Consider the following 3,006-nt stretch of genomic DNA (forward strand, 5'->3'; position numbering starts at 1 on the left):
AAAAAAGCATTTTCTGATATTATAAAATAAAAATTTGCATAATATGAAATAAAATATCATACTTTTCAGAAATTAAAAAGCATTCTACAAATTTATTGTTGTAAAAATATTACACAATTTATCAATCTTATCCCTAATATCAAATTCGTATTTTATCTTACTGCTATTAGTTTGCTACCTTTCTCTTTGATTCTTGTTGATACTCTTCGAAAATCTCTTCAAACCACGTCAGCGTCTCCTTGTCATATATATGTGACTGACTTCGTCAGTCTTATCTACAACCTCAAAACAGTGTTTTGAGCAGCCTGCGGCTAGCTTCCTAGTTTGCTTTTTGATTTTTATTGAATATGAGTATACAAAGTCACACCTGGCAAATTTTCAAAATAAATAAAAACACATCATATCAGGTGTTCAAAAACGTGATACAATGCGTTTTATAAATTATAAAATTAGTTGTCTTTTCTTCTCAAATTGAGTTTTCCTTAGACTCTTTAACTTATTTCTCTTCAAATCCTTCTGCGACTGCGTCTGCAAAGTTTTCTTCTACGATGCTTGCACAGTGGTCACAGATAACTGCCTGGTAGCTGCGTTCTGCTGTTGTTGGGTCGATACGACGGCAACGGTCACATACTTCACCTGCAGCGCGTTCTACTGTGAAGGCTACATCTTCGAAGCTAACAGCAGCTTCTGGAGCTGGTCCTTCTGTGATGGTCAATTCAGACACAATCAAAAGTTGAGCCACATTGCTGTTTACTGCTTCAAGTAGAGTTTTCACAACTTCATTTGGATAAACTGTCAAGTGTGCTTCGAGTGATTTACCGATTACTTTTGCATTACGAGCTTCTTCCAAGGCTTTTTGAGCTTGTCCACGGAAGTCCATGAAGGCAGCCCATGTATCCAAGATTTCCTCTTGATTAGCAAAAGTTTCCGCTTCTGGCAATTCTGACAATTGAACGAAGTCTTCAACTTCAAACTCAAGATATGACCAGATTTCCTCTGTTGTATGAGGAAGGATTGGTGTCAAGAGTTTGGTGATTTTGACAAGAATGTCATAGAAAACAGTCTGCATTTGACGGCGTTCAAGTGATTTAGCACCTTCGATGTAGACAACATCTTTGGCAAAATCAAGGTAGAAGGCTGACAAGTCAACGTTGATAAAGTTCACTAGTGCTTTATAGATTGTCAAGAATTCAAAGTCAGCATAAGCATCACGAATTGTCTTAACAAGCTGGTTAAAGCGGATGGTCATGTACTTATCAACTGAACGAAGTTCTTCGTAAGCTACTGCATCCTCAGCTGGGTTAAAGTCAGATGTATTGGCAATCAAGAAACGAAGAGTGTTACGGATCTTGCGGTAAGTTTCAGAAACTTGGCTCAAGATATCCATAGAGATACGCACGTCGTTGCTTGAGTCTACGCTTGTTACCCAGAGACGCAAGATTTCTGCACCAAATTGTTTTTCAACATCGCTTGGAGCAATGGTATTTCCAAGAGATTTAGACATCTTCTCACCTTTACCGTCAAGAGCAAAACCTTGTGACAAGATTTGCTTGTAAGGTGCTACGCCATGGTTAGCAACAGATGTGATGAGTGATGAGTTGAACCAACCACGGTACTGGTCAGAACCTTCTAGGTAAAGGTCTGCTGGGTAAGTCAACTCAGGACGGTTTACTACCACTCCATTCCATGATGAACCTGAGTCAAACCAAACGTCCATGATGTCAGTTTCTTTTTTGAACTCGCCATTTGGTGAACCTGGATGAGTAAATCCTTCTGGCAAGAGGTCCTTAGCATCACGTTCCCACCAAATGCTTGAACCATGTTCCTCAAAGAGTTGAGCCACATGTTCAATCGTTTCAGCTGTCATGATCGCTGTACCATCTTCAGCGTAGAAGATAGGAAGTGGAACACCCCAAGCACGTTGACGAGAGATAACCCAGTCGCCACGGTCACGGATCATATTGTAAAGTCGTACTTTACCCCATTCTGAGTGGAACTTCACTTTTTCAATTTCGTCCAAGATTTCTTGGCGGAATTTAGAAACTGAGGCAAACCATTGTGGTACTGCGCGCCAGATGATTGGTTTCTTAGTACGCCAGTCAAATGGGTATGAGTGAGAGATTTCTTCTTGGGCAAGAAGGAGGTTACCAAGTTTTTCAATAACAGTTGGAACTACCTTTTCGTAGAATTGGCCTTCAAACTCAGGACCAGCATTCTTCATCATGATACCACGTTCGTCAACAGTCACTGCGACTTCAAGATCATTAGCAATACCAACATTGTAGTCGTCCTCACCAAAACCAGGGGCTGTATGGACAATACCTGTACCAGAGTCAGTTGTAACGTGGTCACCAAGGATAACGAGCTCATCTACAGCTGTATCCCATGGGTGTGCTGTTACGATGTGGTTCAATTCTTGACCACGGTAAGTTGCCAACACTTGAACATCAGCCCAACCAAATTTCTCAGATAAGCTAGTCAATAATTCTGCAGCAACGACAAACTTACGAGTTTCACCAGCAGGTTGAACCAAAACGTAATCAATATCCGCTCCAACAGTCAAACCACGAGAAGCTGTGATGGTAAATGGAGTTGTTGTCCAAACAACGATATAAGTATCTGTATCAAGAATTCCCTTGCCATCTTTCACCTTATTGGCATAGTAAAGAGAAGTTGAAACCAAGTCATGGTATTCAATCTCTGCTTCAGCAAGGGCTGACTCAGATGACCAAGACCAGTAAACTGGTTTTGCACCACGGTAGATATAACCTTTATTAGCCATCTCACCGAAGACACGGATTTGGGCTGCTTCATAATCAGGAGTCAAAGTCACATATGGATTTTCCCAGTCACCAGAAACACCCAAACGTTTAAAGTCTTCACGTTGTTTATCTACTTGAGAAAGAGCGTATTCACGGCAAAGTTTCAAGTACTCAACCAAGTCCATTTCTTTGCGTTTAACACCTTGTTTTGCCAAAACTTGCTCTATTGGCAGACCATGAGTGT

1 protein-coding gene is annotated in these 3,006 nt (G+C 40.8%); it reads right to left on the reverse strand.

The window, feature by feature from the left end; all coding sequences use genetic code 11:
* Positions 1–496 precede the first annotated feature (496 nt).
* The coding region (gene ileS / locus SMIDD26_RS07385; protein WP_246746980.1) for an isoleucine--tRNA ligase at positions 497–3,006 on the reverse strand (2,510 nt) is incomplete at its 5' end.

This window comes from Streptococcus mitis, assembly GCF_001579035.1.
In the GTDB taxonomy this organism is placed as follows: Bacteria; Bacillota; Bacilli; order Lactobacillales; family Streptococcaceae; genus Streptococcus; species Streptococcus mitis_J.